This is a genomic window from Geobacter sp. (assembly GCA_009684525.1).
GTDB lineage: Bacteria > Desulfobacterota > Desulfuromonadia > Geobacterales > DSM-12255 > Geoanaerobacter.
In genome coordinates this window covers 282,134-303,653 of sequence record WKKR01000002.1, presented here as the reverse complement: position 1 = coordinate 303,653, position 21,520 = coordinate 282,134, and the positions used below count along the sequence as shown (strand labels likewise).

Here is a 21,520-nt window from a genome sequence, read left to right as displayed (position 1 = left end):
GATGCCACCCCAGAACGAATCCTGCTCCCCGTGCTTCACGCGGTGCCTCCTCAGTCTAACGCCGGCTTATAGCATTTCGCCGGGCATTACTCAAGCGCTATTTCCCTTTCCCCTTGACTTTTCAATGGGTTCCTAGTAATTAGAGGTGTTTTCCCCCGAACCGAAACACCCCCCATGGAGATCCTATGGACTACAAAGATACCCTGAACCTGCCGGTCACCGATTTCCCGATGAAGGCCAACCTCAACCAACGTGAACCCGAACTGCTGAAAAAGTGGGAGGAAAATGGGCTCTATGGAAAGATTGAGGAAGCCGGGGAAACAAAACCGCTCTATATCCTTCACGACGGCCCCCCCTACGCCAACGGCCATATCCATATCGGCCATGCGCTGAACAAGATCCTCAAGGATTTCATCCTGAAGAGCAAGCGGATGGAGGGGTTCCACGCCCCGTACGTGCCGGGGTGGGACTGCCACGGTCTGCCCATCGAACTGCAGGTGGAAAAGAACCTCGGCTCCAAGAAGCATGAGATGTCCAAGCTGGAGATGCGGCGCGAATGCCGGAAATATGCCGCGAAATTCATCGATATCCAGCGCGAGGAGTTCAAGCGGCTGGGTGTCCTCGGCGACTGGGAGCAACCCTACCTCACCATGAACTATGAGTACGAAGGGCTCACCGCCGCGGAACTGGCCCGCTTCGCACACAACGGCGGGCTCTACCGGGGAAAGAAGCCGGTCCACTGGTGCTCTTCCTGCGTCACGGCCCTTGCCGAGGCCGAGGTGGAATACGCCGATCACACCTCGCCGTCGATCTACGTCAAGTTCCAGCTCAAGGACGATATCTCCGCCGCCGTGTCTGCCCTGGCCGGGAAACCGGTCTTCGTGGTGATCTGGACCACCACTCCCTGGACCCTGCCGGCCAACCTGGCCGTGGCACTGCACCCGGAATTCACCTATGTCGCCCTGGAGGTGCAGGGAGAGGTACTGATCGTTGCCGAAGGGCTGAAGGATGCCTTCCTGGCGGCAAACAAACTGGACGGGACCGTGCTGGCATCTTTTCCCGCCACGACCCTGGAGCGCAAGCGCTGCAAGCACCCCTTCTACGACCGTGATTCCATCGTCCTCCTGGGCGATCACGTGACCCTGGAGGCCGGTACCGGCTGCGTGCACACCGCCCCCGGTCATGGCCAGGAAGACTATGAGCTTGCCCTCAAGGAAGGGCTGGAGATCTACAACCCGGTGGACAACCACGGCAAGTTCATCCAGAACCTGGAATTTTTTGGCGGACAAAACGTCTTCGCCGCCAACCCCCTGGTTATCGACAAGCTGACCGAGGTCGGCGCGTTGATCGGCGTGAGCAACATCAGCCACTCTTACCCCCACTGCTGGCGGTGCAAGAAACCGATCATCTTCCGCGCCACCGAGCAGTGGTTCATCTCCATGAAGGCCAATGATCTGCGCGCCAAGTCCCTGGAAGAGATAGACAAGGTACAATGGATACCCAAATGGGGCCGCGAGCGGATCCATGGCATGATCGAAAACCGCCCCGACTGGTGCATCTCCCGCCAGCGTTCCTGGGGTGTCCCCATCACCGCCTTTTCCTGCGTCGCATGCGGCGAATACATGGCCGACGGCAAGCTGATGGACCATGTGGCCGAGATCTTCAAAAAAGAGAGCGCCGATGTCTGGTTCGACTGGGAGGCTGCCAGGCTCCTGCCGGAAGGGACCAGGTGCCCGAAGTGCGGTTCAGCCGAATTCACCAAGGAGATGGACATCCTCGACGTCTGGTTCGACTCCGGTGTTTCCCACGCCGCCGTCCTGGAACCCAACGCCAAACTCGCCTCCCCCGCAGACATGTATCTGGAGGGGAGCGACCAGCATCGCGGCTGGTTCCATTCGTCGCTTCTGGAAAGCGTCGGCACCCGCGGCCGCGCCCCCTATAAAAACGTCCTGACCCACGGCTTCGTGGTCGATGGCTCAGGCCGCAAGATGAGCAAATCAGTGGGAAACGTGGTGGCCCCGGAAGAGGTCATCAAGAAATACGGCGCCGAGATCCTGCGGCTCTGGGTAGCAGCACAGGACTACCGTGACGACATCAGGATATCCCAGGAGATCCTGACCCGGCTCTCCGAGGCCTATCGGCGTATCCGCAACACCTGCCGCTATATCCTGGGGAATATCAGCGATTTCGATCCGGCAACGGACTGCATCGACCATGGACAGATGCCTGAGCTGGACCGCTGGGCTCTGCACCAGCTTGAGCTGCTCAAGGAAAAGGTGCTGAAATCCTACACCGACTACGAGTTCCATGTCCTGTATCATGCGGTAAACGCCTTCTGCACCGTAGAAATGAGCGCCTTCTACCTGGATATCCTCAAGGACCGGGTCTACACGAGCAGGAAGGATTCCGTGGCGCGCCGCAGCGCCCAGACGGTCATGTACCGGATTCTCGACACCCTGGTCAGGCTGATCGCGCCGGTGCTCTCCTTTACGGCCGACGAGGTCTGGAGCTATATGCCCGGCACGCGCGAGTCCAGCGTTCATCTCGCCGCATTCCCGGACATGCACCCGGAGTGGAAGGACGACAGCCTGGTGGAACGATGGGACCGGATCATGAAGGTTCGCGGCGAGGTATCGAAGGCTCTGGAGCAGGCACGGACGGCAAAGATCATCGGCCACTCGCTGGATGCGGCCGTGCAGATCGCCGCACCCGTTGAATGGCGAGAGTTCCTTCAGGGCTATGCAGGGGAGTTGCCGGGCATCTTCATTGTTTCCAAGGTGGAACTACCGGAACGGTTCGACGGAGAGTACTACCGTGCGGAGGGGCTTGATGGTGTGCAGATCAGGGTCGTCTCTGCGCCTGGCGAAAAGTGCGATCGGTGCTGGTGCTACAGCGAAGAACTCGGTATCGACAGCGATCACCCGGCAATCTGTCCCAAATGCCTGGTGGCGGTGAAATAACGTGTCCGGCAAACCCAACTACCTCATACTGCTGGTCTGCACCACCCTCATCCTGGCCATCGACCAGTTGAGCAAGGTCTTCATCGACCGGGCCATGGATCTCCACCAATCGATCCCAGTGATTCCGAACTGCTTCAGTATTACCTATATCCGGAACAAGGGGGCTGCATTCGGCTTTCTGGCCAACACCAGTTTCCGGCTCCCTTTCTTCATCTTCATCTCCATAGTGGCCGTGATCGTCATCATTATCGCCTACAGCAAGCTGCGCAAAGATCAAAAACTTGCCATGCTCTCCCTCTCCATGATCCTTGCCGGCGCCGTGGGAAACCTTATCGACCGCATCCGCCTCGGCGAGGTTATCGATTTCCTCGACGTCTACTGGGGCAACTATCACTGGCCCGCCTTCAATATTGCCGACTCAGCCATCTGCGTCGGCGTCTTCTTCCTTGCACTGGATATGCTGCGCGAAGAACGGCGCCTGAAAGCACAGCCCCACGAGCCGTCATAGTCAAGCGTCGCCGCGCAGCTGCATTCTCCCCCCGTCCTCAGGGATGATTGCCTATCTCGACCTCGTAGTGATGTCCCACCTTGCGCACCTCTGCCCGATACCCCATGTTCTCGGCTGCCTCGGGTATGGTGACGGTGGAATCCCGATTGTCGGTGATGAAGAGCAGCGCCATCGAGCCATCCCGTAGCGCAGCCCTATGGCGGTTGATCTCGCGTAACGCCACCAGCAGCGTTGAAGGACAGATCTGTCCGCGGATGTCAAACATGCGGAGGTCAGTCTTCTCTTCGTCCATCGCTCACTCCTTTCCCGCCTGAGAAGATCGGTCCGGCCTCAACACCAGCCCGAGAAGAAGCCTGGTTCCCAGCCATGCCCCCGAAAAAAGCCCCACGACAAAGAGAATACTCTGCAGAGACAGGATCGGGAGACCACCGGCAATATGCCATATGTTGCACCCCGGTGCTATCCTGCTGGCAAAACCCATGACTGTGCCGCCGACAAGAGCGGATACGACCTGTCGCTGCGGTGCCCGCAGATAGAAGCGGAACTCACCGAGACGCCATGCCGAAACCGATCCTCCCGCAACGATCCCTACCATGAGGGGAAACTGGACAAGGGCAATGCCGTCCAGACGGGGGCCTGCCCCGCCGACAATGGCCAGACCTGACAGAGCATGGGTAAAATTGAGTGGTTCCCTCTGGAAAAAGGGGATCGCAGCCAGATGCGGGGAAGAGACAGCCTGCAGGAGGTAGCCCCCCATCTTGGTGTAGGTCGTGGTAACACCAGGAGGTAATCCCGCGGCCAGCGTCGAGAGGAATATCAGCCCCGCCAGGAGCAGTGCCGCCAGCCAGGGTTGGATATATCCTTCGGGGCCGTGCGCCACGCTCATACTCCCGTTTCGACCCCATGCGACAAGCAGTGGCGCCAGAAGCAGTATGGCACCCCCGGCCACGACCCAAGGCGCAACCGGTAGGAGTTGGGCAAGCGTAATCGCCCCGACGTCGAGTTTCAGGGCAACGACAGCCTTTGCCCACCAGCGGTCCACTTCGGCATAGATGAGACTCCCGCCGACCAGACCGGCAACGGTCACCATGGCAAGAAAACTACCAGCCCCGAGACGGTAGAGCGTGCCAACGACACAGCCGCCGGCCAGAACCATCCCAACGCCGAACATGATACCGCCGAGCAGATTGGCAAGCGATGGCGGGCCAAAGAGGGGAAACGGATAGGCAAAGAGCCCCAATAGATAACCGAAAGCCTGCAATCCAGTCAGGGCGACAACGAGGAGCAGCAGAGCACGGATCATGGTCCGCCGCTGGAGGAGAAACAGGTCCCGGAAAGTGCCGGCAAAACAGAAATCCGCGCGATGCATGACAAAACCGATGCCACCACCGATCAGAAGCTGCGCAAACGCAATTGCCGTCTCAGCTCCCCTCATTCGTACCCCAGCCCTCACCTGGACGGATCTTAAAGAGTTCTCCGCCTCCCTTTTCAGCCAGTTCCTTGAGCAGCTGGCCAAACTCCTCGGCTGGAAGCGGCCGGCAGAAGTAGTACCCCTGCATCTCGTCGCAGTTATGGGAATTGAGAAAATCCAGTTGATCCTGGCGTTCCACCCCTTCGGCAACGACCCGCATGTTCAAGGTACGGGCCATGACGATGATGGCCTCTGCAATGGCGGCATCATCTGAATCCGTCGTGATGTCTCGGACAAAGGTATGGGCTATCTTGAGCCGATCGATGGGGAAGAGCTTGAGGTAGCTCAGCGACGAGTAGCCGGTCCCGAAATCATCGATACTCAGGTGAACACCCAAGCTGCGCAGCTCGTTCAGCACCAGCTTGGCCTTTTCCGGGTTGTGCATAATGGTGGTTTCGGTCAGTTCCAGCTCCAGCGATGAAGGATCGGTTCCCGTTTCCCTCAGCACCCGTGAGATCGTTTCGAGAAGATTTTCCTGGCGGAACTGGCAGGCGCTGATATTGACGGCTATCCGCTGTAAGATAAATCCTTCTTCACGCCAACGGCTGAATTGCCGGCAGGCCTCCCTCAGCACCCACTCGCCAATGGGGATGATCAGGCCGGTCTCTTCGGCCAACGGGATGAAGCGATCCGGCCCGATCAACCCCAGATCGGGATGCCGCCAACGAATCAACGCCTCGCAGCTGATGACATTGCCGCTGCGCAGATCCAGTAACGGATGGTAGCAGAGGTAAAATTCGCCCCGCTCCAAAGCCTTGCGCAGACTGGTTTCCAGGAGCAACCGTTCCACCGACTTGGTGTTCATCTCGCGGGAAAAGAACCGATAGGTGCTTCTCCCTTCCTCTTTGGACTGGTACATGGCCGTATCGGCATGCTTGAGGAGCGTTTCCGAATTTTCACCGTCCATGGGGTAAAAGGCGATCCCGATACTGGTCGAACAGTAGATTTCATGGGGAGGGATGACGAAATGGGCGGTCATTGCTTCCAGGATTTTTTTCGCCACAAGTACCGCATCCTCCTCGTGAACTACCGACGAGAGGAGAACCACGAATTCATCGCCGCCGATACGGGAGACCGTATCGGTCTTGCGCACACACCCCACGATCCGCTGGGCAACTTCCGAGAGCAGGGCATCCCCTACCGCATGCCCCAGGGTATCGTTTATCCCCTTGAAGCGGTCAAGGTCGAGGAACATGACCGCCACCATCCGATGGTCCCGTGCCGCCTGGGCAAGGAGCTGGTGAAGCCGGTCCTTGAGCAACACCCTGTTGGGCAGGCCGGTGAGGGTATCGTAATAGGCGAGCTGCTGGATCTCCAGCTCGGCACGCTTGCGGTCGGTAATGTCGGTGAAAACCAGGATCACCTGGCTCACCTCTCCGCTCTCATTATTGATAGGTGCTCCGGCCACCGAAAAATGCCGATTGCCGAATTTCCGGTCGGTTTCGTGGATCGGTTCACCGGTCGTGATGATCCGGGTGGCAGTACATTCGGCAGAGGGGCAGTCGGGACATTTGATGATAGATTTACAGGCTCGGGCATGCAGAAAGGTATCGTCGAGGGAGAAAAAGTCGCGGAACCGGTTGTTACAGGCCATGACCCGCAATTCGTTGTCCAGAACCAGGATGCCCGCGCCTGCCGAATCGAAGATGGCCTGGATTTCATCGTGGGCGATGCGTAGTTCGCGGTTGGTCCGGCGCAGGTGATCCAGAACCTGACCAAAGGAGTTAGCGACGATACCGATGGGATCTATGGAGATGAGATTATCGTCATCCAGCTCCTCAGGGCGAAGCGGCTGGGTCCCCATGAGTTCGAGGAGCTGGTTAACCTTTTCCCGGATATAGGTTGTAGCATGCTGTTCCCTGCACCGAGAAAGCGCCAGCTCTTCCTTAAGCTTCTCGCCTGCACTGGAACTCGTCACCGTCGGCGCACGTTTTGTCATTACTCACCACTCAGGCCTCTGGTGCCCGGTTTGAAGGTGGAACCCGCAAGACATATATAAATATGCATCGGTATTTTTGTTAAAAAGCTTTAGCTTGCACCTCTAGACATTGCACCGGTTCACGTAACGCAAACATAGTCCGTTCCTTCGCTAAGCCCCCGTCCTGCGGCCCATTGGCGAACTTTGGTGCGCGCACCCCTGGTACCGATGGTTACGAGATACGGCCCTTCTCCGGCATGCACGGTATGTTCCGCCACAACCGGCGCGTCATGCAGGGACCGGCCAACCTTGCGAGGGTCGAGATCCACCCACCGTCTCACCGCTATTCCCTGTTCGAGCAGGACCTTGCGCCAGGCCCTCCCTTCGATGCCGGCCCCGACCAGGGTGACATCCCGCGTGTCGCGGAGAAACCCCTGGGCGAGATAGTATGCCTTGCACCGCCTGAACGCCTCAACCGAATATGCTGCCATGGTGCGGGTCGAACGCTCCGGCCGGTCGCGCCAGAAGAACAGCCGTTCCGGCAGCGAAGCAAACCTGACCCCCGCAGCTGCCAGTCTCAGCCAAAGGTCGTAGTCCTCAGCCCAGCCCCGATCCATGTATCCACCAACCTCTTCCAACAGTTTCCTGCGGACCATGACACTGGGGTGTACAAAGGGAGATTCGACAAAGAGGTCGCGCATGATCTGGTCGTGGGTGCAGAGGCCGTTCTGCCATTCTTCATAGGCAAGCATGCCGACCTTCAGGTGCTGACGGGGAAAATGCCGGGCCGTACAGGCAAGCAGCCCGATTTCGCGATGTACCCTCAGGAAAGAGACCTGTCGCTCCAACCGCTCCGGGTGGGAGATGTCGTCCCCATCCATGCGGGCCACCAGCGCACCCCGGCAGGCTGCCAGTCCGTGGTTGAGCACCGCGACCAGCCCCTGCTGCCCCGGACTCAGTACTCGCATGCGGGGGTCTTGTGCCGCAAACGCGGCAAGAATTTCCGGCGTCGCGTCCGTGGAACCGTCGTCCACTACCACCAGCTCCCAATCAGCAAATGTTTGCCGCAAGAGCGAGCCAAGGGCCGCGGCCAAGAACCGGGCTTCGTTGCGCACCGGCATCAGAATCGAAACGGTCGGAGCCTTCACGATCCCTGCTGCTCAGCTTGCAGCGCCTGAACCAGTGCCGACGGCAGGCGCTTCGCCCTCATGGCAGCACTGGCACAGACCAGCGTTACCAAGGCCTCGACCAGCAGTTGCCCGTCACATCCCCGTACCACCCTCTGCCTCACGGTGAAGGAAGTCTTGCCCAGCGTGACCAGTTCGGTCGTGACTCGCAACAGGTCATCCAGAACCGCCGGGGAGCGGTAATCGATCTCCATCCTGACTACCGGGAAGATAGCCCCCTGGTCGGCCAGCTCTTTCACCGACACCCCCCGCCCGCGCAGGAACTCCGTCCTGCTCCGTTCCAGGAAGCCGAGATAGTTCGCATGATAGACCACTCCGCCGGCATCGGTATCTTCGTAATAGACACGAATCTCTATTCCCATCGTGTAACTCCCGCAGCCATCAGGACAGACCCGGCTAAAAAAAAACCCCGCCTATGCGGGGTATATTCTTAACTGTTGAACAAAACCACTTACAGCAGAAATTACTTCTTCTTGGAGGCAACAGCATCCTTGAGGGCCTTACCCGGACGGAACTTGGGAACCTTGGCAGCAGCGATCTTGATCTCTTTGCCGGTCTGAGGGTTACGGCCGGTACGTGCCTTACGTGTTGCCACCTCGAAGCTGCCGAAGCCGACCAGGGTAACGCGGTCACCCTTCTTCAGCGCGGAGCTCACGGAGCCGATGAATGCCCCTACAGCCTTCTCTGCTGCAGCCTTGGTCAAACCAGCTGATTTTGCGACTGCTTCGACGAGTTCTGCTTTGGTCATGATGCAACCTCCTTGAAAAGATTGATGTTGGCATTACTATAGACGCATTTTTTCCGATTGCAAGGGGGATTGAATAAAATTTTTTCTTTTTTTTCTTGCCCCATGCGGGTTGCCAGCCGATCTCCTCCGTACATCGCTTTACCATGGGAGATCACCCTGCACACCCCCCCGCCATCCTCCGATATAGCGGAGTGAGGAGGGTCTGCCCGCTTAACGCCCGCACATGAAACGGACTGCAGGCAGCGCCGGTCAGTCGCCATCGTAGGTTGTCGGCTCGGTTCCGGTGACAAAGCACTCCATGACCGCGCCCTCGCTCCCTTCACGGGCCAGTTTCCCACTCCGGGGGTTGATCAGGGCAAAGGTGATGTTTGCCGGCGCCTTGAAATCCTCGACTCGCATGGACGACAAGGAGCGCTGCATGAACTCGGTCCAGATCGGAGCGGCTGCCTGACCACCGGAGCCACCTGCACCCAGGGACTTTTCCTGGTCGTAACCAACCCAGACCCCTGCAACCAACTGCGGGACAAAACCGACAAACCAGGCATCCTTCATGTCATTGGTGGTCCCGGTCTTGCCGGCTACCGGTCTCCCCACGGCACGGGCACGCTGACCGGTTCCGCTGTTGACGACACTCTCCATCAGGTTGGTCATGATATACGCCGTTTCCGGGGACATGACGGGCACCGGGGCGAGCGGGTTTACCGGTGGGGTTGTGGAAGTCATGCCGGACGGCATAATCAGGTTTACCGCCGTCGTTGCAGAGCCAAAGACCGGAATTTGCGGCGTGGGAGTCTCTTCCAGCACCTTGCCCTCGCCATCCACCACCTTGGTGATGAAGTACGGGGTGGGGCGATATCCCCCCGACGCAAAAACCGCGTAGGCTGTCGTCAGTTCCAGCGGGGTGAGGCTCGACGAGCCGAGAGCAAGCGTCAGGTTGGCAGCGAGAGGAGAGGTAATCCCGAGTTTTTTGGCATACTCGATGGCAGTGTTGACACCGATCTGCTCCAGGATCTTGACGCTCACCACGTTGATGGAGTTGGTCAGGGCCTCCCGCATGGTGACGTTGCCCCGATAGATGTTGTCATAGTTCTTCGGTTTCCACGCCTTGTCCTTGCCACTTTCGTACTCGACCGGCGAGTCTTCGAAGATGGTTGCGGGGGTCATCCCCTTGTCGATTGCCGCAGCATAGATGATCGGCTTGAAAGCGGAGCCGGGGTTTCGCTTGGCCTGCATGGCGCGGTTGAACTGACTCTTCTTGAAATCGTAGCCGCCGACCAGGGCCTTGACGCCACCGCTGCGCGGATCGAGGGCGACCAGCGCAGCCTGTGCTTCCGGAGTCTGGTCAAGGGCAAAGACCGCGCCGGTCCGGTTCGCATCGGGCGTTACCACACTGACCTCGATGACTGCCCCGAGGGCGAGGGCTTTACCCTTTACTTCCGGCTTGCCATAGCTGTCCGCCAGATGCATCTTGCCAGCCCAGCCCATGTTGCGGCGAGGAAGGCTCCCGGTCCTGTCGCCAACCCTGACGGTCAGGTCACCGCGGACTGTATCGATCTTTGTCACCACCCCCTGGTAGGTGGCACCGGCCCTGAGCGTCGGACCGTCGATCCCCTCCTCGATCTGCTTGCAGAAGCCTTCCACCTCACCCTCGGCGAGGTATTTGAGCGCCCCGCGGAATCCCTGGCGCTTGTCCACCTCCTTGAGCCCGCGGGTGACCGCCTCAAACGCCGCCTTCTGCATCTCGGCATTCATGGTGGTGTAAATCTTGATCCCTTCCTTGTAGAGTCGGTCCTCGCCGTATTTCTCCTCAAGCTGTATCCTGATCTGTTCGAGGAAATAGGCTGACTGCTCGCTGTTGACCTTTTTCATCGGCTTGATGACAATGGGGGTATTCTTTGCGTGTTCGGCCTCGGCTGGAGTGATGTACCCCTCCTTGACCATCCGCTCCAGGACATAGGACTGCCGTTCCCTGGCACGGTCCATGTGCTTGATGGGCGAATAGGCATTGGGTGCCTTGGGGAGCCCCGCCAGCATGGTTATCTCGGCAAGGTTCAGGTTTTCCACGTCCTTGCCGAAATAGGTCTCGGCGGCAAGTTGAACTCCATAGGCCCCGGCCCCGAGATAGATCTGATTCAGGTAGATGTAGAGTATCTCGTCCTTGGACAGCTTCTTCTCCATCCTAGTTGCAAGGATCGCCTCCTTGATCTTGCGAGAGAATTTTTTCTCCGGCGTCAGGAGCATGGATTTGGCGACCTGCTGGGTGATGGTCGAAGCGCCTTCCTTCTTGCGCATGGAGATGAGATTCTTTATGGCTGCCCTGACAATCCCGAAATAGTCGATCCCCTTGTGCTGGAAGAAATTGGAATCCTCTGCGGCCACAAAAGCCTGTATCAACTTACGGGGGATCTTGTTCACCGGCACGACGGTGCGACGTTCCAGATAGAATTCACCGACCAGACTGCCATCGTCGCCAATGACCTGGGAAACGATGGGAGGTTTGTAGTCAGCCAGCCGGTCAACCTTGGGCAGCTTGGCCAACATGAAAAAGAACCAGCCAGAAAGCCCGATGAAGGCTATAATGACGACAGCGGCAACGAACACCGCAGCAGTTTTGGCCGCTCCCCAGCCCTGGCGCCGGGAAACCCTCCGGGAGCTCTGCTGTTTGCCCTGATACATCTGCATCGCAGTACCCACCTTGCCTACAGTAAATGGTGATGTGTGTGGCGGCTCATTATCGCAGATTGTCCGGTGATTTCAAGCAGAATAACTTCCCCGATTGCCCGCATAACCCCCGTTCATCCGCTGCCGACATGCAAAATTACTTGCTTCTGACCGGGCAAACATACTACCGTTGGCCGTATCTTCCGAAACGGCACGGACAAGGGACTCCCCCTGCAATGCGTGTCCGGCCCGCTTATTTCGCAACTCCCCTTACGGGGGAATAGCCTCGCCAGAGTGGTGACCCATGAAGCAGACCCTTATTGTATGCATGCTGGCCCTAAGTCTTCTCTTGTCCGCCAAATCAGCTTCTGCAGCCGAACCACTGGTCATCACGCCGTTCCAGACATCAAACCAGAGCCCGCTGATTCAGGCATACGGGGTCCCGGCACCGGGCAGCGCCGATGTAATGGCTCCGCAGAAGAGCGAGGCGAGGCTGTCGCTGGACATCGCCAACAACTTCGCTACGGGCGCCAATTCCCGGGAGTCCCTCACCCTTGACGGCGAAAGCTACCGGCTCTCTCTGGCGTTCCGTTACGGATTCGGCCGGGACATGGAAGCGGGCATCGAAATCCCGTTCGTTGGCCAGGGGGGTGGCGTCTTTGACCGCTTCATCGAAGGATGGCACGATTTCTTCGGGCTTCCTGACGGCGGCCGTCCCGATGCCCCCCGCAACCGCCTTCTCTACCAGTATGAACGTGATGGCGCTGAGAAAATCAGGGTCGGCGATTCGGGATTCGGCCTTGGCGATATCCGCTTCACCGGTGGGTATCAGCTCTACGACGACGGGAAACCACACCCGCGTCTCGCGGCACTGCGTGCCAGCCTGAAGCTCCCGACGGGCCGGAGCAGTGAGCTCCATGGCAGCGGCAGCACCGATGCCGCACTCTGGCTCACTGCCAGCGACGACTATGGCCTCTCCATCGGCCACCTGACCCTGTTCGGCAGTGTCGGCGGCATGGCCATGACACATGGAGACGTCCTCCCGGACCAGCAGCGCTCTGTTGCCGGCTTCGGCACCCTGGGCGTCGGCTGGGCACCCAGCAATTGGATCGCTTTCCTTATGCAACTCTCCGGTCATACCCCCCTATACCAGGGGAGCGACCTGAAGGAACTGACCGCAAATACCCTGCAGCTCCACAGCGGCGGGACTATCCGCCTTCCCGGCGCCCTGCTCCTGGATATAGCGGTTTCCGAGGATATTGCCGTCGATACCGCCCCCGACGTGGCGCTGCACCTTTCACTACGCAGGCAGTTCTAGGCCACGGGGCGAGACGCAACCCGCAACACAATCATACCCCAGGCTCTGGCCTGCCTGCGACCATCCTGCAACCAGCTCACAGACGATGCACCGCTATCCATGTTTAGCCGAATCACTTCCTGATCCGGAAGGACTAAGATTCCCCTTCCATGCGGGCTGACAACGAAAAAAGGGCCGCGGCATCAACGCCGCGGCCCTTTTCGCACTGCTATGGTCTGTCAGGGTTACTTCTTGGCAGGCTTCTTTGCACCGGCAGCAGGCGACCCAGCAGGGGCAGGCTGCGACTTGAAGATGTTCAAATCGTGAGCGATGCTGTGGCAGTAACCGCATTTGGGGAACTTGGACAGCATGCCGGCAGGGTGCGGAGTACCGTGGCAGCTCTGACACTGGGGAATCATCTTGTGCTTGGCCTGATGGCAGGCAACGCAGCTCAGGTTCTTGTGCTTGAAGGCGCTCTTCTGCAGCAGATCGAAGGCAGCCTTGTGGCAAGCGGCGCAGTCTTTCGACGGGGTCTGGTTGCTATAGGTAACGACCGTCGGCATGTGGGCCTGGTGGCACTTCTTGCAGTCAGCCTGGGTCATGTCCTTGGAGTGAGGCTTGTGGCACTGCACGCACTCGGGGATCTTGCCATGGGTATCGTGGCAGAAGGAACAGGCAAGGGCCGTGTGCTTGCTTTTGTGCTCGCGCAGCTTGGCGATCTGCTGCGTGTGGCAGGTCAGGCAGGGGTCCGTGATATTGCGGCCCATCTTGATGATGAGCGGCGTATGGGGATTGCTGTGGCAACCGTTACAGCCGGCAAGCTTGTAGTGCGGCTTCCCATCGTGGCACTGGCTGCAGAGCGGGATGATCTTCTTCACTGTGGGAGGATGGCCGTTGTGGCAGTCCTGACAACCGACGGCAGTCTTGTGCTTGGCACCGTTGGCGGCTATGTCTGCCGGGGCCTTGGCATGGCACTTGGCGCAGTCATCGTTGGTCAGTTTCGGACCCTGTGTCGTAGCCTTGGGCGCAGGTGCCGCAGGGGCACCGGCCGCCATGGACAGCCCCTGGAGTGCGATCAGGGCGAGTCCGGCTATCGCCGCTATCCATGCTCTGCTCATCTTGTTCCTCATGCTCTTCCTCCTAATGATTATGATGAGATACCACGTTGCTCGGCATAATGTGCGCGCAGATTCTGTCACGATTTATAGAGATAGTCAATGAGAATCTGGACAGATAGCTCATTGGGGATGCCGACTTCCAGATATGCGGACATATCATCATTTCGACGTTACGGGATTACATCTTGACAGCATTGGGCCTAACTGCTACTAAATCATTACATTTTTTACATTACATTTCCGTAAGGAGGGACCGCCTATGCGCCATTTCATGAGACACTTTCCTTTCATGGTAGCCGTCCTGCTCATCGCCACTGCCGCTTGTGCCGCACCAACCTCTGCGGTATTCGATCTGGATCGGGAATTTTACCCCTACTACCCCTCGCTGATAAAATGGAACAAATCGAAAGCCCCCTTCACCCCACCGGAAACCTGCCGCGACTGCCACCCCAAGCAATACAAGGAGTGGGCCGGGTCAATGCACAGCCTTGCCTTCAAGGACCCTGTCTATCAAGGCGAACTGTATAAAGCGGTCAAGGCCGTCGGCCACGAGATATCACGGCAGTGCGAAGGCTGCCATTCACCGGCAGGCGTGGTCACGGGAGAAATCAAGGGGCCCGGCATCTCCGGTCTTTCCCCCATGGCGATCAGTGGCGTCTCCTGCGACATCTGCCACTCCGTAAGCGGGGTCACCCACTGGCAGACTCCCTCCCATGAACCGGAGAACGGCTCCTTCATCCTCACCCCCGGTGTGGACGGAAAAGACGGTCCGACCCTGATCAAACGCGGTCCGTTCAAGCTCGGCGACGGCTGCGGCGGCGGCTTCCACGAGTGCGCCGAATCGTCGCTGCACCTACGCGCCGATCTCTGCGCTTCGTGCCACCAGGTCTACCACTACGATGCCCATTTCCCGCTGGAAGCGAGCTACCGGGAATGGAAATCGGGCCCCTACGCCCAGAAGGAGATTCTCTGCCAGGACTGCCACATGGTTGACCTCGAGACCTTTAAACGGGTATCAGAGACGTTCTACAAACCAGGTCGTAGCGACTATCAGCACGTCTTCAACGGCGCCAACTACCTCCTCTATTTCCTGGCAGCCGGCGCCGAAACCAAGGCCGGCAATAAAGAAGAAGCGGCAAATCTGATGAAGAAATACGAAATGGCGGTTGAGCGGCTGAAGCTTGCCGCAGACCTGGAAATCTCCCCCCTCTACCAGAATAAACGGCTGGCAGAGATCAAGGTCCGGGTCAAAAATGTGCGCGCCGGGCACAACCTCCCCACCTCCCTCACCAACGTCAGGCAGATGTGGCTGGAGATTACGGCCCGTGACGAAAAAGGGTCCATCATCCTCCAGAGCGGCACGGTCGGCAGCGACGGCAGTCTCCCGGAAAATACCCGCCTCTTCAACTCCGACGGCATGGGCAACGATTTCCATTTCTCCGTCGATCCCTGGGTGATAACCTCCTTCTCGCGTCACGACACCATCCCGCCGCGGGGCTATCACGACGTCTACTACGGCCTCCCCACCCAAGCCGCACAACGGATCACCCTTGAGGTGAAACTCCGCTATCGGCAAGCGGATCAAAAGGTTGCCGAGGCCCTTCTTGCCGCGGTGCCCAAGGATATCGACCTGAAGGAAATCTATGGCCTGACCGCCGTACCCCAGCTGCCGGTTGTCGACATGGTCGTGAAAAAGGTGGATCTGCCGACCGGGATGTAAGCCCCTTCCCGGCAGCACATTCTCTCCCGCGCCAAATGTCAATCCAGGAGGGTCTGCCCAGGCAGGCCCTCCCCTTTCCATGCCGTTACCCTCTGTCGAGTCATTGGCTTTCTGCTGAAAAACCGCTATGATTGAAAATACAGCCCCCTTTTGCACGGCAAGCCGGCAAAAACCCATCAATCGCTATTCCGTGTGGCACACCATGTGCCATCACCTGCAGGACGGCTTCGCGTCAAACAATTTTCATGGAGAGACATATGGACCTGCACACGCAACTCAAGGCCCTCGGCCAAGGCACGACCAGATACCGTTACGACCAGCCCGATCCTTCACTCCTGGAGTCATTCCCCAGCCCGTTTGCCAACCCGGAACGGAATCCTGCCGGGGCGGTGGGAACTATCCACATCGAATGCCCGGAATTCACCTGCCTCTGCCCACTCACAGGCCAGCCCGACTTTGCCAAGATCGTCATCGACTACTGCCCCGACAAGCTCTGCGTCGAAAGCAAGAGCCTCAAACTCTACCTCGGCTCGTTCCGGATGTTCGGCGAATTTCACGAGGCAGGTGTCAACCGGATCTGCAACGACCTGGTGAAACTCCTCGGGCCTTACTGGTTGACCGTGCGTGGTGAGTTCACGCCCCGTGGCGGCATCCCGTTCTGGCCGACCGCAGAATACCGTCGTCCCTGAGCCGTGCGAGCTATCGTGTCAACCGCTCCAGCCTGCCGTGCGTTAGTGCCTGTACGGAGGGTTTCATCATGAACAAGCTCGTCATCACCATCATCGGCATACTGCTCATCCTGCTGCCCGTCGTTGCCCTGGGATCTTCCGAGGGGAGTGCCCGGCTGACCCTGGTACAAGGCGACGTGCAACTCTTTGACGAAGAGAGCGGCGAATGGCTTCCCGCAGCACCGAACACCCCCATCGGAGAGGGAGACCGCCTCTGGTCCCCAACAGGTGCCCACGCCGAGATCCAGCTCAATACCGGCAGCTATCTCCGCCTCGGCGAAGATACAGCGCTCGACGTGGTCAGGCTCGATGACGACAACCGTCAGGTCTACCTCGACCGCGGCAGGCTCTATGTCAGCACTTCCAGCACCGATCGCGACCTGCAGGTCGACAGCGAAGACGCAACCGTCAATATAGGTGAAAAAAGCCGGGTAGGCGTGGATATGATCGGAACCTCCGACAGCGAGGTTTCCGTCATCAAGGGATCGGCCTATGTGGAGAGTGTCAGCGGCAGAACGCGCGTCCGATCCGGCGAGGCGCTCATCTTCTCGGAAAATGGTGCGGAGATTGCCGCACTCAGGGAACCTGATGAATGGGAATGGTGGAACGAAAAACGGAACCGGACGCTTGATAGCCGCACGGCCAAACGCGGCCACCTCCCCGACGAACTGGTGATCTACGAAGATGAACTGGCCGCCAACGGCGAATGGGTCGTCATCGAAGACTATGGCTATGTCTGGAGGCCGACGGTACACGTTGTAGCCGATTGGACCCCATATCGAGAGGGCCGCTGGGTCTGGCGGCGGGGCGGCTATGTCTGGATCGCCACCGAACCGTGGGGCTGGGCGCCGCATCACTATGGCCGCTGGCAGCATTCCAATCGATGGGGATGGTGCTGGGTACCCCCCAGACGCGGCGATGTCTTCTGGTCGCCGGGCTACGTAGCCTGGGTCGGCACCACTGACAACGTGGCATGGGTCCCCCTGGCGCCCAACGAAGTATACTACGGTTATGGCAACTACGGTTCACTGAGTATCAACATCACCCATGTCGACCAGCGGACCATTGTCAGACCGGTCAACGTCTATCGAAACGCCAGGGTGCGCAATTCCATAACCGTCATAAACCGCAATTCCTTTGTCAGGGGTCAGGGTGCCCCGCAGCGATGGGACGCCCCCAACATCGATCGTCGTCAGGTGGCACCGATCCCCCCGGCCTTCAAACCTGCCGGCCGCGAGGCACGCATGCCGCTGGTCAGAAAGATCGCGCAGAGAAACTTGCCGCCGCCAGAGGTGGGTCGCCGCCATGAAGCCGCCCTCAAGGAGCGATTCCCGCGAGTCGAACGACGACGCGGTGCCCCTGCAGCAACGGCACCTCCTGTCGACGACCGTCGGAAAAGCCAGAACGTACCGGCGCAGGCTCCCCGCAATACGGTAACTCCACCTCAGGCTGCCCCCCAGCAAAAACCCAAGGGAAGCGTTTCAGCTCCGCCAGCACAGCGGACGCGCGAGCGCATGGTTGCTCCTTCTCCGGTGCAGCAGCCCCGGCAAACCGTTACCACACCTCAGGTCGAGCGGAAACACGAACGCGCTGGTTCACCCCCAGGAAAGCAGCGGCAGACTCAGCAGACTCAGCAGACTCAGCAGACTCAGCAGACTCAGCAGACTCAGCAGACTCAGCAGCGCCGGGGACAAGAGCAACGGCAGGAGATTCGCCAACCTGCTACCACAAACGTGCAGAAAGAAAAGAGTGCGGTCCGGGAGCAAAAGGGAGCAAGCGGACAGGTCAATCAGCCGAGAGAGGAACGACGCCAGCGTGGCGCTGTCCGGAGCGAACAACCAAAGAAGGTCTGGCAGATCGAACCCCGTGACCAGCAGCAGAAAGAAGCGCAACCCGTGAAAAGGGAGCGCAGGGAGGAACGATGAGACGACGACTGGCTTGTGGCATTCTGCTGCTTGCGGTAGGAACTGCCATGTTCTCTGGATGCGCTGCGCATCAGCAGCCCGGCACCGTGATCGGCGGAACCTATGGCGGCATCGCCGGCGCCATACTCGACCACAGTAATCCCTGGAGGGGCGGGGTGATCGGTGCCGCGCTCGGGGCGTTGGTCGGGGCCACCATTGCCGACGTCTCGGCGCAGGGGGCATACGAGGCCGCCCAAGTCGGCAGACCGGTGGAGTACCGGACCGACGACCGCCGTGCCCACTATTATGCGGAACCGCTCGCTTACGACAATGTCCGGAAGTGCCGGCGGGTCAGGGAGAAGGTCTACGTCGACGGGAGGCTGATCAGGACCCGCACTGTCCTCTATTGTGACCGTCAGGCGCCCCCGCCGCCCCGCTACCGCTACGACCGTCGCTACGACCGCTATGAAAGAGACGACGATGATTAAGACCCCACAGCTGAAGAACGATCCCTGAGGCGCCGCAGTCAGGCTGATGCGGCGCCTCACGGCCTAATCGATCTTCGTGAATTTCAGCGCCGCAGAATTCATGCAGTAGCGGAGCCCCGTAGGTTTCGGTCCGTCGTTGAACACGTGCCCGAGGTGGGCATCGCACCGGGCACAGAGCACCTCGGTGCGCACGGAAAAGAACGAGCGATCCTCGGCAGTCCGGATATTGGCCGGATCGATCGGTTCCCAGAAGCTCGGCCACCCGGTGCCCGAGTCGTACTTGGCGGTCGACCTGAAGAGGTCGAGCCCGCAGCAGATGCACTGATAGATCCCCTTGTCGTGTGTATTCCAGTAGGCATTGGCAAACGGCCGCTCGGTCCCTTTTTTCCGCGTCACCTGGAACTGCTCGGCAGTCAGGAGCCGCCGCCATTCCTCGTCACTCTTTTTCACCCTGTCGGTCATGACATACCCCTTTGCGGCAATGGAATAGACCCTGATTTTCCCGTTGCCGGCACCTGCTGACCCGCTCCATCCCCCTGTACCGATGGCGAGAATGACAAAAACCAGTATCAATGCTGATCGGACAGATATCATTGTGGTATCCTCCATGCCGTGGCGTTTTCCTTGCTCCGTATACCCCAAGTATGCCACCAACCGGAGCGTATTCCAGCCCGAATTGCCCTCTACCTGGATGTGACGTAGCGGCTTATCAGCCGGCGCTCCACGGCGAAACGAACCAGCAGGGGAACCAGGACCGCAAGAAAGATCAGGCCGCAACCGACCCACTCACGGACGCTCAGCCGTTCGCCAAGAACAGCAAAGCCCGCAATGAGGCTCCAGACGGGATCGAGGGTGTAGATGAGTCCGGCCCTCGTTGGGGTGGTGAAGCGTTGATAGGCATTCTGCAGGGTAAAGCAGACCACGGTGGGTAAAATGGCGCAGTAGAGCAGGGACGAGATTCCGACAACACCGATGCTGAGCCGGGGCGACGGGATGATGATCGCAGCGATCCCGGCCATAGCCGTCACCGTCAGGAACTGAACCAAGGAGACCAGATAGACGTCTTCGTCGCGCAGCACCTTGGAAACCGAGATGACGTGCAGGGCAATGAACGCGGCACAGATGGTCGAAATAAAATCCCCGCGGTTGAAACCGCCGCCGCCCCCGGCAAGAAGCACGATTCCCGCCACGGCGAGCACGATCCCGGCCAGGTTCACCCGCCCCACGCGCTCCTTCCAGACCAGGGCGCAGATGAGCGGGATGAACAGCACGAACAGGTTGTTCAGGATGCCGGCCCGCGAGATGCTCGTCCCCTGGACACCGAAGACGAAACTCAGGTTGGTTGCCCCGAGCGCCAGGCCGACAATGGCACCCTTGCGAATGATCGTCGGTGAAAGCAGGTGCAGACGCCTGATACAGACAAGGGACATGATCATGCTCGCCAGGGCGAACCGAAAGAGAACGAAATGGGCCGGGGGTATCTCCCGCAACCCGAGCTTGTTGAAGAGAAAGCTCCCGCCCCAGAACAGGGTAGTCATGACGAGGACGAGATAGACCCGTCCTGCAGGGACTGACGTGCGCATTGATGGGTCTGCCATGGTTTGTCCGTTCAGGCGTCGCAAGGAAATGCCGGCTCAAATCTGCCGCTCATTTCCGATCTTGAAACCGGTAGTGTCTCATCCGGTGTTTCCGGATGGTCACTAACCTAGCAGAAAACTGCGCCCTTTGACAGGGCATCGTGCTCCTGTGCCACCATCCGCTCGCGGCACAGTCACGGGTATGATAATTCCCGTCATTGTGCTATATATATACATGAGAAGATCAATCAAGATAAAAGGATCGTTCGGAAAGGAGGCCCGCCATGGCATGCGAAACCGAACTCCACAAAATGCATATGTGCGCCTTGAAAGGGCAGGGAAATGAGGAGCTTATCAAATCGCTCACGACCAATGCCACCGTAACCTGTGAAAGCTGCGGTGCTGTAGCCAATGATCCGCAATATGTCTGCAATCCCAAGCAGATGCCCGGTGTTTCAGCAAAGGGAGAGTGCGCTGGTAAATGTCCGGGATGTTAATCCAAGGGAGATCAGGATGAAAAAGGCCGACTGTAATCAGGAGTCGGCCTTTTCCGTTTTCGTTGCGATGATGCATCGGACACGAATGGCCATGAATCTGCCCGGCCCGCGCCCTTCTCCACCATGTCGCGTTACGGTTCGATCCTCGTTCCCAGCACCTGCAGGAACCTGGCAAGCCAGTCTGGATGGGCGGGCCAGGCAGGAGCGGTGACCAATACACCGTCCACGTGGGCCTTATCCATGGGAATATTCACGTACGTGCCGCCTGCGCGGGTCACATCCGGCCCCACTGCCGGGTAGGCGGAGCAGGCCTTGCCTTCGATGACCCCTGCTGCGGCCAGAAGCTGGGCGCCGTGGCAGATGGAAGCAATCGGCTTGCCTGTCCGGGAAAAGTGCTGCACCATCTTCAGCACTGCATCGTTCAGGCGGATGTATTCCGGCGCGCGCCCACCGGGAATCACCAGCGCATCGTAGTCATCGGCCCTGACCTCGGCAAACGTCGCATTCAGCACGAAGTTGTGACCCCGTTTTTCGCTGTAGGTCTGGTCCCCCTCGAAATCATGGATGGCGGTACGCACGAACTCCCCCGCCTTCTTGTCCGGGCAGACCGCATGGACGGTATGCCCCACCATCTGGAGTGCCTGAAAGGGCACCATCACCTCGTAGTCTTCCACATAGTCCCCCACCAGCATCAAAATCCTTTTTACGCCCATGATGAACTCCTTTCCGGGGTCGTGT

General features: G+C 59.0%; 19 protein-coding genes. 8 read left to right on the top strand and 11 right to left on the bottom strand.

The annotated features are described in order from the left end of the window. Positions 1 to 185 precede the first annotated feature (185 nt). Both ileS and lspA read left to right on the top strand, forming a co-directional pair. Complete coding sequence (ileS, locus tag GJT30_07670; protein ID MSM39482.1) at positions 186 to 2,960, top strand: isoleucine--tRNA ligase; 2,775 nt, start codon at positions 186 to 188, stop codon at positions 2,958 to 2,960. Position 2,961: 1 nt separating this feature from the next. Then, positions 2,962 to 3,468 (top strand): signal peptidase II, encoded by a 507-nt coding sequence (lspA, locus tag GJT30_07665; protein MSM39481.1) that lies wholly within the window; start codon positions 2,962 to 2,964, stop codon positions 3,466 to 3,468. A 37-nt stretch (positions 3,469 to 3,505) separates the two neighbouring features. Here lspA and GJT30_07660 read toward each other — a convergent pair whose 3' ends face one another. The 7 genes from GJT30_07660 to GJT30_07630 all read right to left on the bottom strand — a co-directional run bounded on the left by GJT30_07660 (position 3,506) and on the right by GJT30_07630 (position 11,468). After that, entirely contained in the window at positions 3,506 to 3,760 is a 255-nt protein-coding gene (locus GJT30_07660) for a sulfurtransferase TusA family protein (protein ID MSM39480.1), read from the bottom strand. 3 nt (positions 3,761 to 3,763) lie between these two features. Beyond that, positions 3,764 to 4,903 (bottom strand): YeeE/YedE family protein, encoded by a 1,140-nt coding sequence (locus GJT30_07655; GenBank protein ID MSM39479.1) that lies wholly within the window; start codon positions 4,901 to 4,903, stop codon positions 3,764 to 3,766. Next, positions 4,890 to 6,878 (bottom strand): EAL domain-containing protein, encoded by a 1,989-nt coding sequence (locus tag GJT30_07650; GenBank protein MSM39478.1) that lies wholly within the window; start codon positions 6,876 to 6,878, stop codon positions 4,890 to 4,892. The genes GJT30_07655 and GJT30_07650 overlap by 14 nt, the downstream gene beginning before the upstream one ends. A 119-nt stretch (positions 6,879 to 6,997) precedes the next feature. Next, complete coding sequence (locus GJT30_07645; protein ID MSM39477.1) at positions 6,998 to 8,005, bottom strand: glycosyltransferase; 1,008 nt, start codon at positions 8,003 to 8,005, stop codon at positions 6,998 to 7,000. Next, on the bottom strand, positions 8,002 to 8,400 hold the full coding sequence (ybgC, locus tag GJT30_07640; GenBank protein MSM39476.1) for a tol-pal system-associated acyl-CoA thioesterase: 399 nt from the start codon (positions 8,398 to 8,400) through the stop codon (positions 8,002 to 8,004). Before ybgC ends, GJT30_07645 begins: the two co-directional genes overlap by 4 nt. Before the next feature lie 107 nt (positions 8,401 to 8,507). Further along, positions 8,508 to 8,792: a DNA-binding protein HU gene (locus tag GJT30_07635; GenBank protein ID MSM39475.1), complete on the bottom strand. Its 285-nt coding sequence runs from the start codon at positions 8,790 to 8,792 to the stop codon at positions 8,508 to 8,510. Between the two features lie 249 nt (positions 8,793 to 9,041). Continuing rightward, entirely contained in the window at positions 9,042 to 11,468 is a 2,427-nt protein-coding gene (locus tag GJT30_07630; GenBank protein MSM39474.1) for a PBP1A family penicillin-binding protein, read from the bottom strand. A 289-nt stretch (positions 11,469 to 11,757) separates the two neighbouring features. Between GJT30_07630 and GJT30_07625 the strand changes: the two genes are divergently transcribed. Continuing rightward, a complete protein-coding gene (locus GJT30_07625; protein ID MSM39473.1) occupies positions 11,758 to 12,771 on the top strand; it encodes a DUF3187 family protein in 1,014 nt (337 codons plus the stop codon). 224 nt (positions 12,772 to 12,995) lie between these two features. Here the strand turns inward: GJT30_07625 and GJT30_07620 are convergent, their stop codons facing one another. Next, positions 12,996 to 13,868 carry a cytochrome C gene (locus GJT30_07620; protein ID MSM39472.1) on the bottom strand — a complete coding sequence of 291 codons (873 nt, stop codon included), beginning with the start codon at positions 13,866 to 13,868 and terminating at the stop codon, positions 12,996 to 12,998. 259 nt (positions 13,869 to 14,127) lie between these two features. Here GJT30_07620 and GJT30_07615 point away from each other — a divergent pair, with 259 nt between their 5' ends. The 4 genes from GJT30_07615 (at position 14,128) to GJT30_07600 (ending at position 18,708) form a co-directional block, all read left to right on the top strand. Next, positions 14,128 to 15,588, top strand: coding sequence for a cytochrome C (locus GJT30_07615; protein ID MSM39471.1), 1,461 nt, complete (start codon positions 14,128 to 14,130; stop codon positions 15,586 to 15,588). Positions 15,589 to 15,845: 257 nt separating this feature from the next. Next, entirely contained in the window at positions 15,846 to 16,277 is a 432-nt protein-coding gene (gene queF, locus GJT30_07610; protein MSM39470.1) for an NADPH-dependent 7-cyano-7-deazaguanine reductase QueF, read from the top strand. Between the two features lie 68 nt (positions 16,278 to 16,345). Further along, positions 16,346 to 18,241: a hypothetical protein gene (locus GJT30_07605; GenBank protein ID MSM39469.1), complete on the top strand. Its 1,896-nt coding sequence runs from the start codon at positions 16,346 to 16,348 to the stop codon at positions 18,239 to 18,241. A 47-nt stretch (positions 18,242 to 18,288) separates the two neighbouring features. Continuing rightward, on the top strand, positions 18,289 to 18,708 hold the full coding sequence (locus GJT30_07600; protein ID MSM39468.1) for a glycine zipper 2TM domain-containing protein: 420 nt from the start codon (positions 18,289 to 18,291) through the stop codon (positions 18,706 to 18,708). A 63-nt stretch (positions 18,709 to 18,771) separates the two neighbouring features. Here the strand turns inward: GJT30_07600 and msrB are convergent, their stop codons facing one another. Beyond that, complete coding sequence (gene msrB, locus GJT30_07595) at positions 18,772 to 19,170, bottom strand: peptide-methionine (R)-S-oxide reductase MsrB (GenBank protein ID MSM39467.1); 399 nt, start codon at positions 19,168 to 19,170, stop codon at positions 18,772 to 18,774. Between the two features lie 221 nt (positions 19,171 to 19,391). Beyond that, the gene (locus GJT30_07590) at positions 19,392 to 20,291 is read right to left on the bottom strand and encodes an EamA family transporter (protein MSM39466.1); all 900 of its coding nucleotides are present in this window, start codon (positions 20,289 to 20,291) and stop codon (positions 19,392 to 19,394) included. A gap of 278 nt (positions 20,292 to 20,569) precedes the next feature. Between GJT30_07590 and GJT30_07585 the strand changes: the two genes are divergently transcribed. Beyond that, entirely contained in the window at positions 20,570 to 20,782 is a 213-nt protein-coding gene (locus GJT30_07585; protein MSM39465.1) for a hypothetical protein, read from the top strand. Positions 20,783 to 20,913: 131 nt separating this feature from the next. On the opposite strand, the gene GJT30_07580 is transcribed toward GJT30_07585, so the two are convergent. Beyond that, entirely contained in the window at positions 20,914 to 21,495 is a 582-nt protein-coding gene (locus GJT30_07580; GenBank protein MSM39464.1) for a DJ-1/PfpI/YhbO family deglycase/protease, read from the bottom strand. Positions 21,496 to 21,520: the final 25 nt, after the last annotated feature.

Excerpts from the sequence above, each read along its gene's own strand:
- GJT30_07600 (MSM39468.1), top strand. The coding sequence starts at position 18,289 with ATGTTCTCTGGATGCGCTGCGCATCAGCAGCCCGGCACCGTGATCGGC.
- GJT30_07655 (MSM39479.1), bottom strand. The coding sequence starts at position 4,903 with ATGAGGGGAGCTGAGACGGCAATTGCGTTTGCGCAGCTTCTGATCGGT.
- GJT30_07630 (MSM39474.1), bottom strand. The coding sequence starts at position 11,468 with ATGTATCAGGGCAAACAGCAGAGCTCCCGGAGGGTTTCCCGGCGCCAG.
- GJT30_07635 (MSM39475.1), bottom strand. The coding sequence starts at position 8,792 with ATGACCAAAGCAGAACTCGTCGAAGCAGTCGCAAAATCAGCTGGTTTG.
- queF (MSM39470.1), top strand. The coding sequence starts at position 15,846 with ATGGACCTGCACACGCAACTCAAGGCCCTCGGCCAAGGCACGACCAGA.
- GJT30_07660 (MSM39480.1), bottom strand. The coding sequence starts at position 3,760 with ATGGACGAAGAGAAGACTGACCTCCGCATGTTTGACATCCGCGGACAG.
- msrB (MSM39467.1), bottom strand. The coding sequence starts at position 19,170 with ATGACCGACAGGGTGAAAAAGAGTGACGAGGAATGGCGGCGGCTCCTG.
- GJT30_07650 (MSM39478.1), bottom strand. The coding sequence starts at position 6,878 with ATGACAAAACGTGCGCCGACGGTGACGAGTTCCAGTGCAGGCGAGAAG.
- GJT30_07620 (MSM39472.1), bottom strand. The coding sequence starts at position 13,868 with ATGAGCAGAGCATGGATAGCGGCGATAGCCGGACTCGCCCTGATCGCA.
- GJT30_07585 (MSM39465.1), top strand. The coding sequence starts at position 20,570 with ATGGCATGCGAAACCGAACTCCACAAAATGCATATGTGCGCCTTGAAA.
- GJT30_07580 (MSM39464.1), bottom strand. The coding sequence starts at position 21,495 with ATGGGCGTAAAAAGGATTTTGATGCTGGTGGGGGACTATGTGGAAGAC.
- GJT30_07590 (MSM39466.1), bottom strand. The coding sequence starts at position 20,291 with ATGCGCACGTCAGTCCCTGCAGGACGGGTCTATCTCGTCCTCGTCATG.
- GJT30_07625 (MSM39473.1), top strand. The coding sequence starts at position 11,758 with ATGAAGCAGACCCTTATTGTATGCATGCTGGCCCTAAGTCTTCTCTTG.
- GJT30_07605 (MSM39469.1), top strand. The coding sequence starts at position 16,346 with ATGAACAAGCTCGTCATCACCATCATCGGCATACTGCTCATCCTGCTG.
- GJT30_07615 (MSM39471.1), top strand. The coding sequence starts at position 14,128 with ATGCGCCATTTCATGAGACACTTTCCTTTCATGGTAGCCGTCCTGCTC.
- ileS (MSM39482.1), top strand. The coding sequence starts at position 186 with ATGGACTACAAAGATACCCTGAACCTGCCGGTCACCGATTTCCCGATG.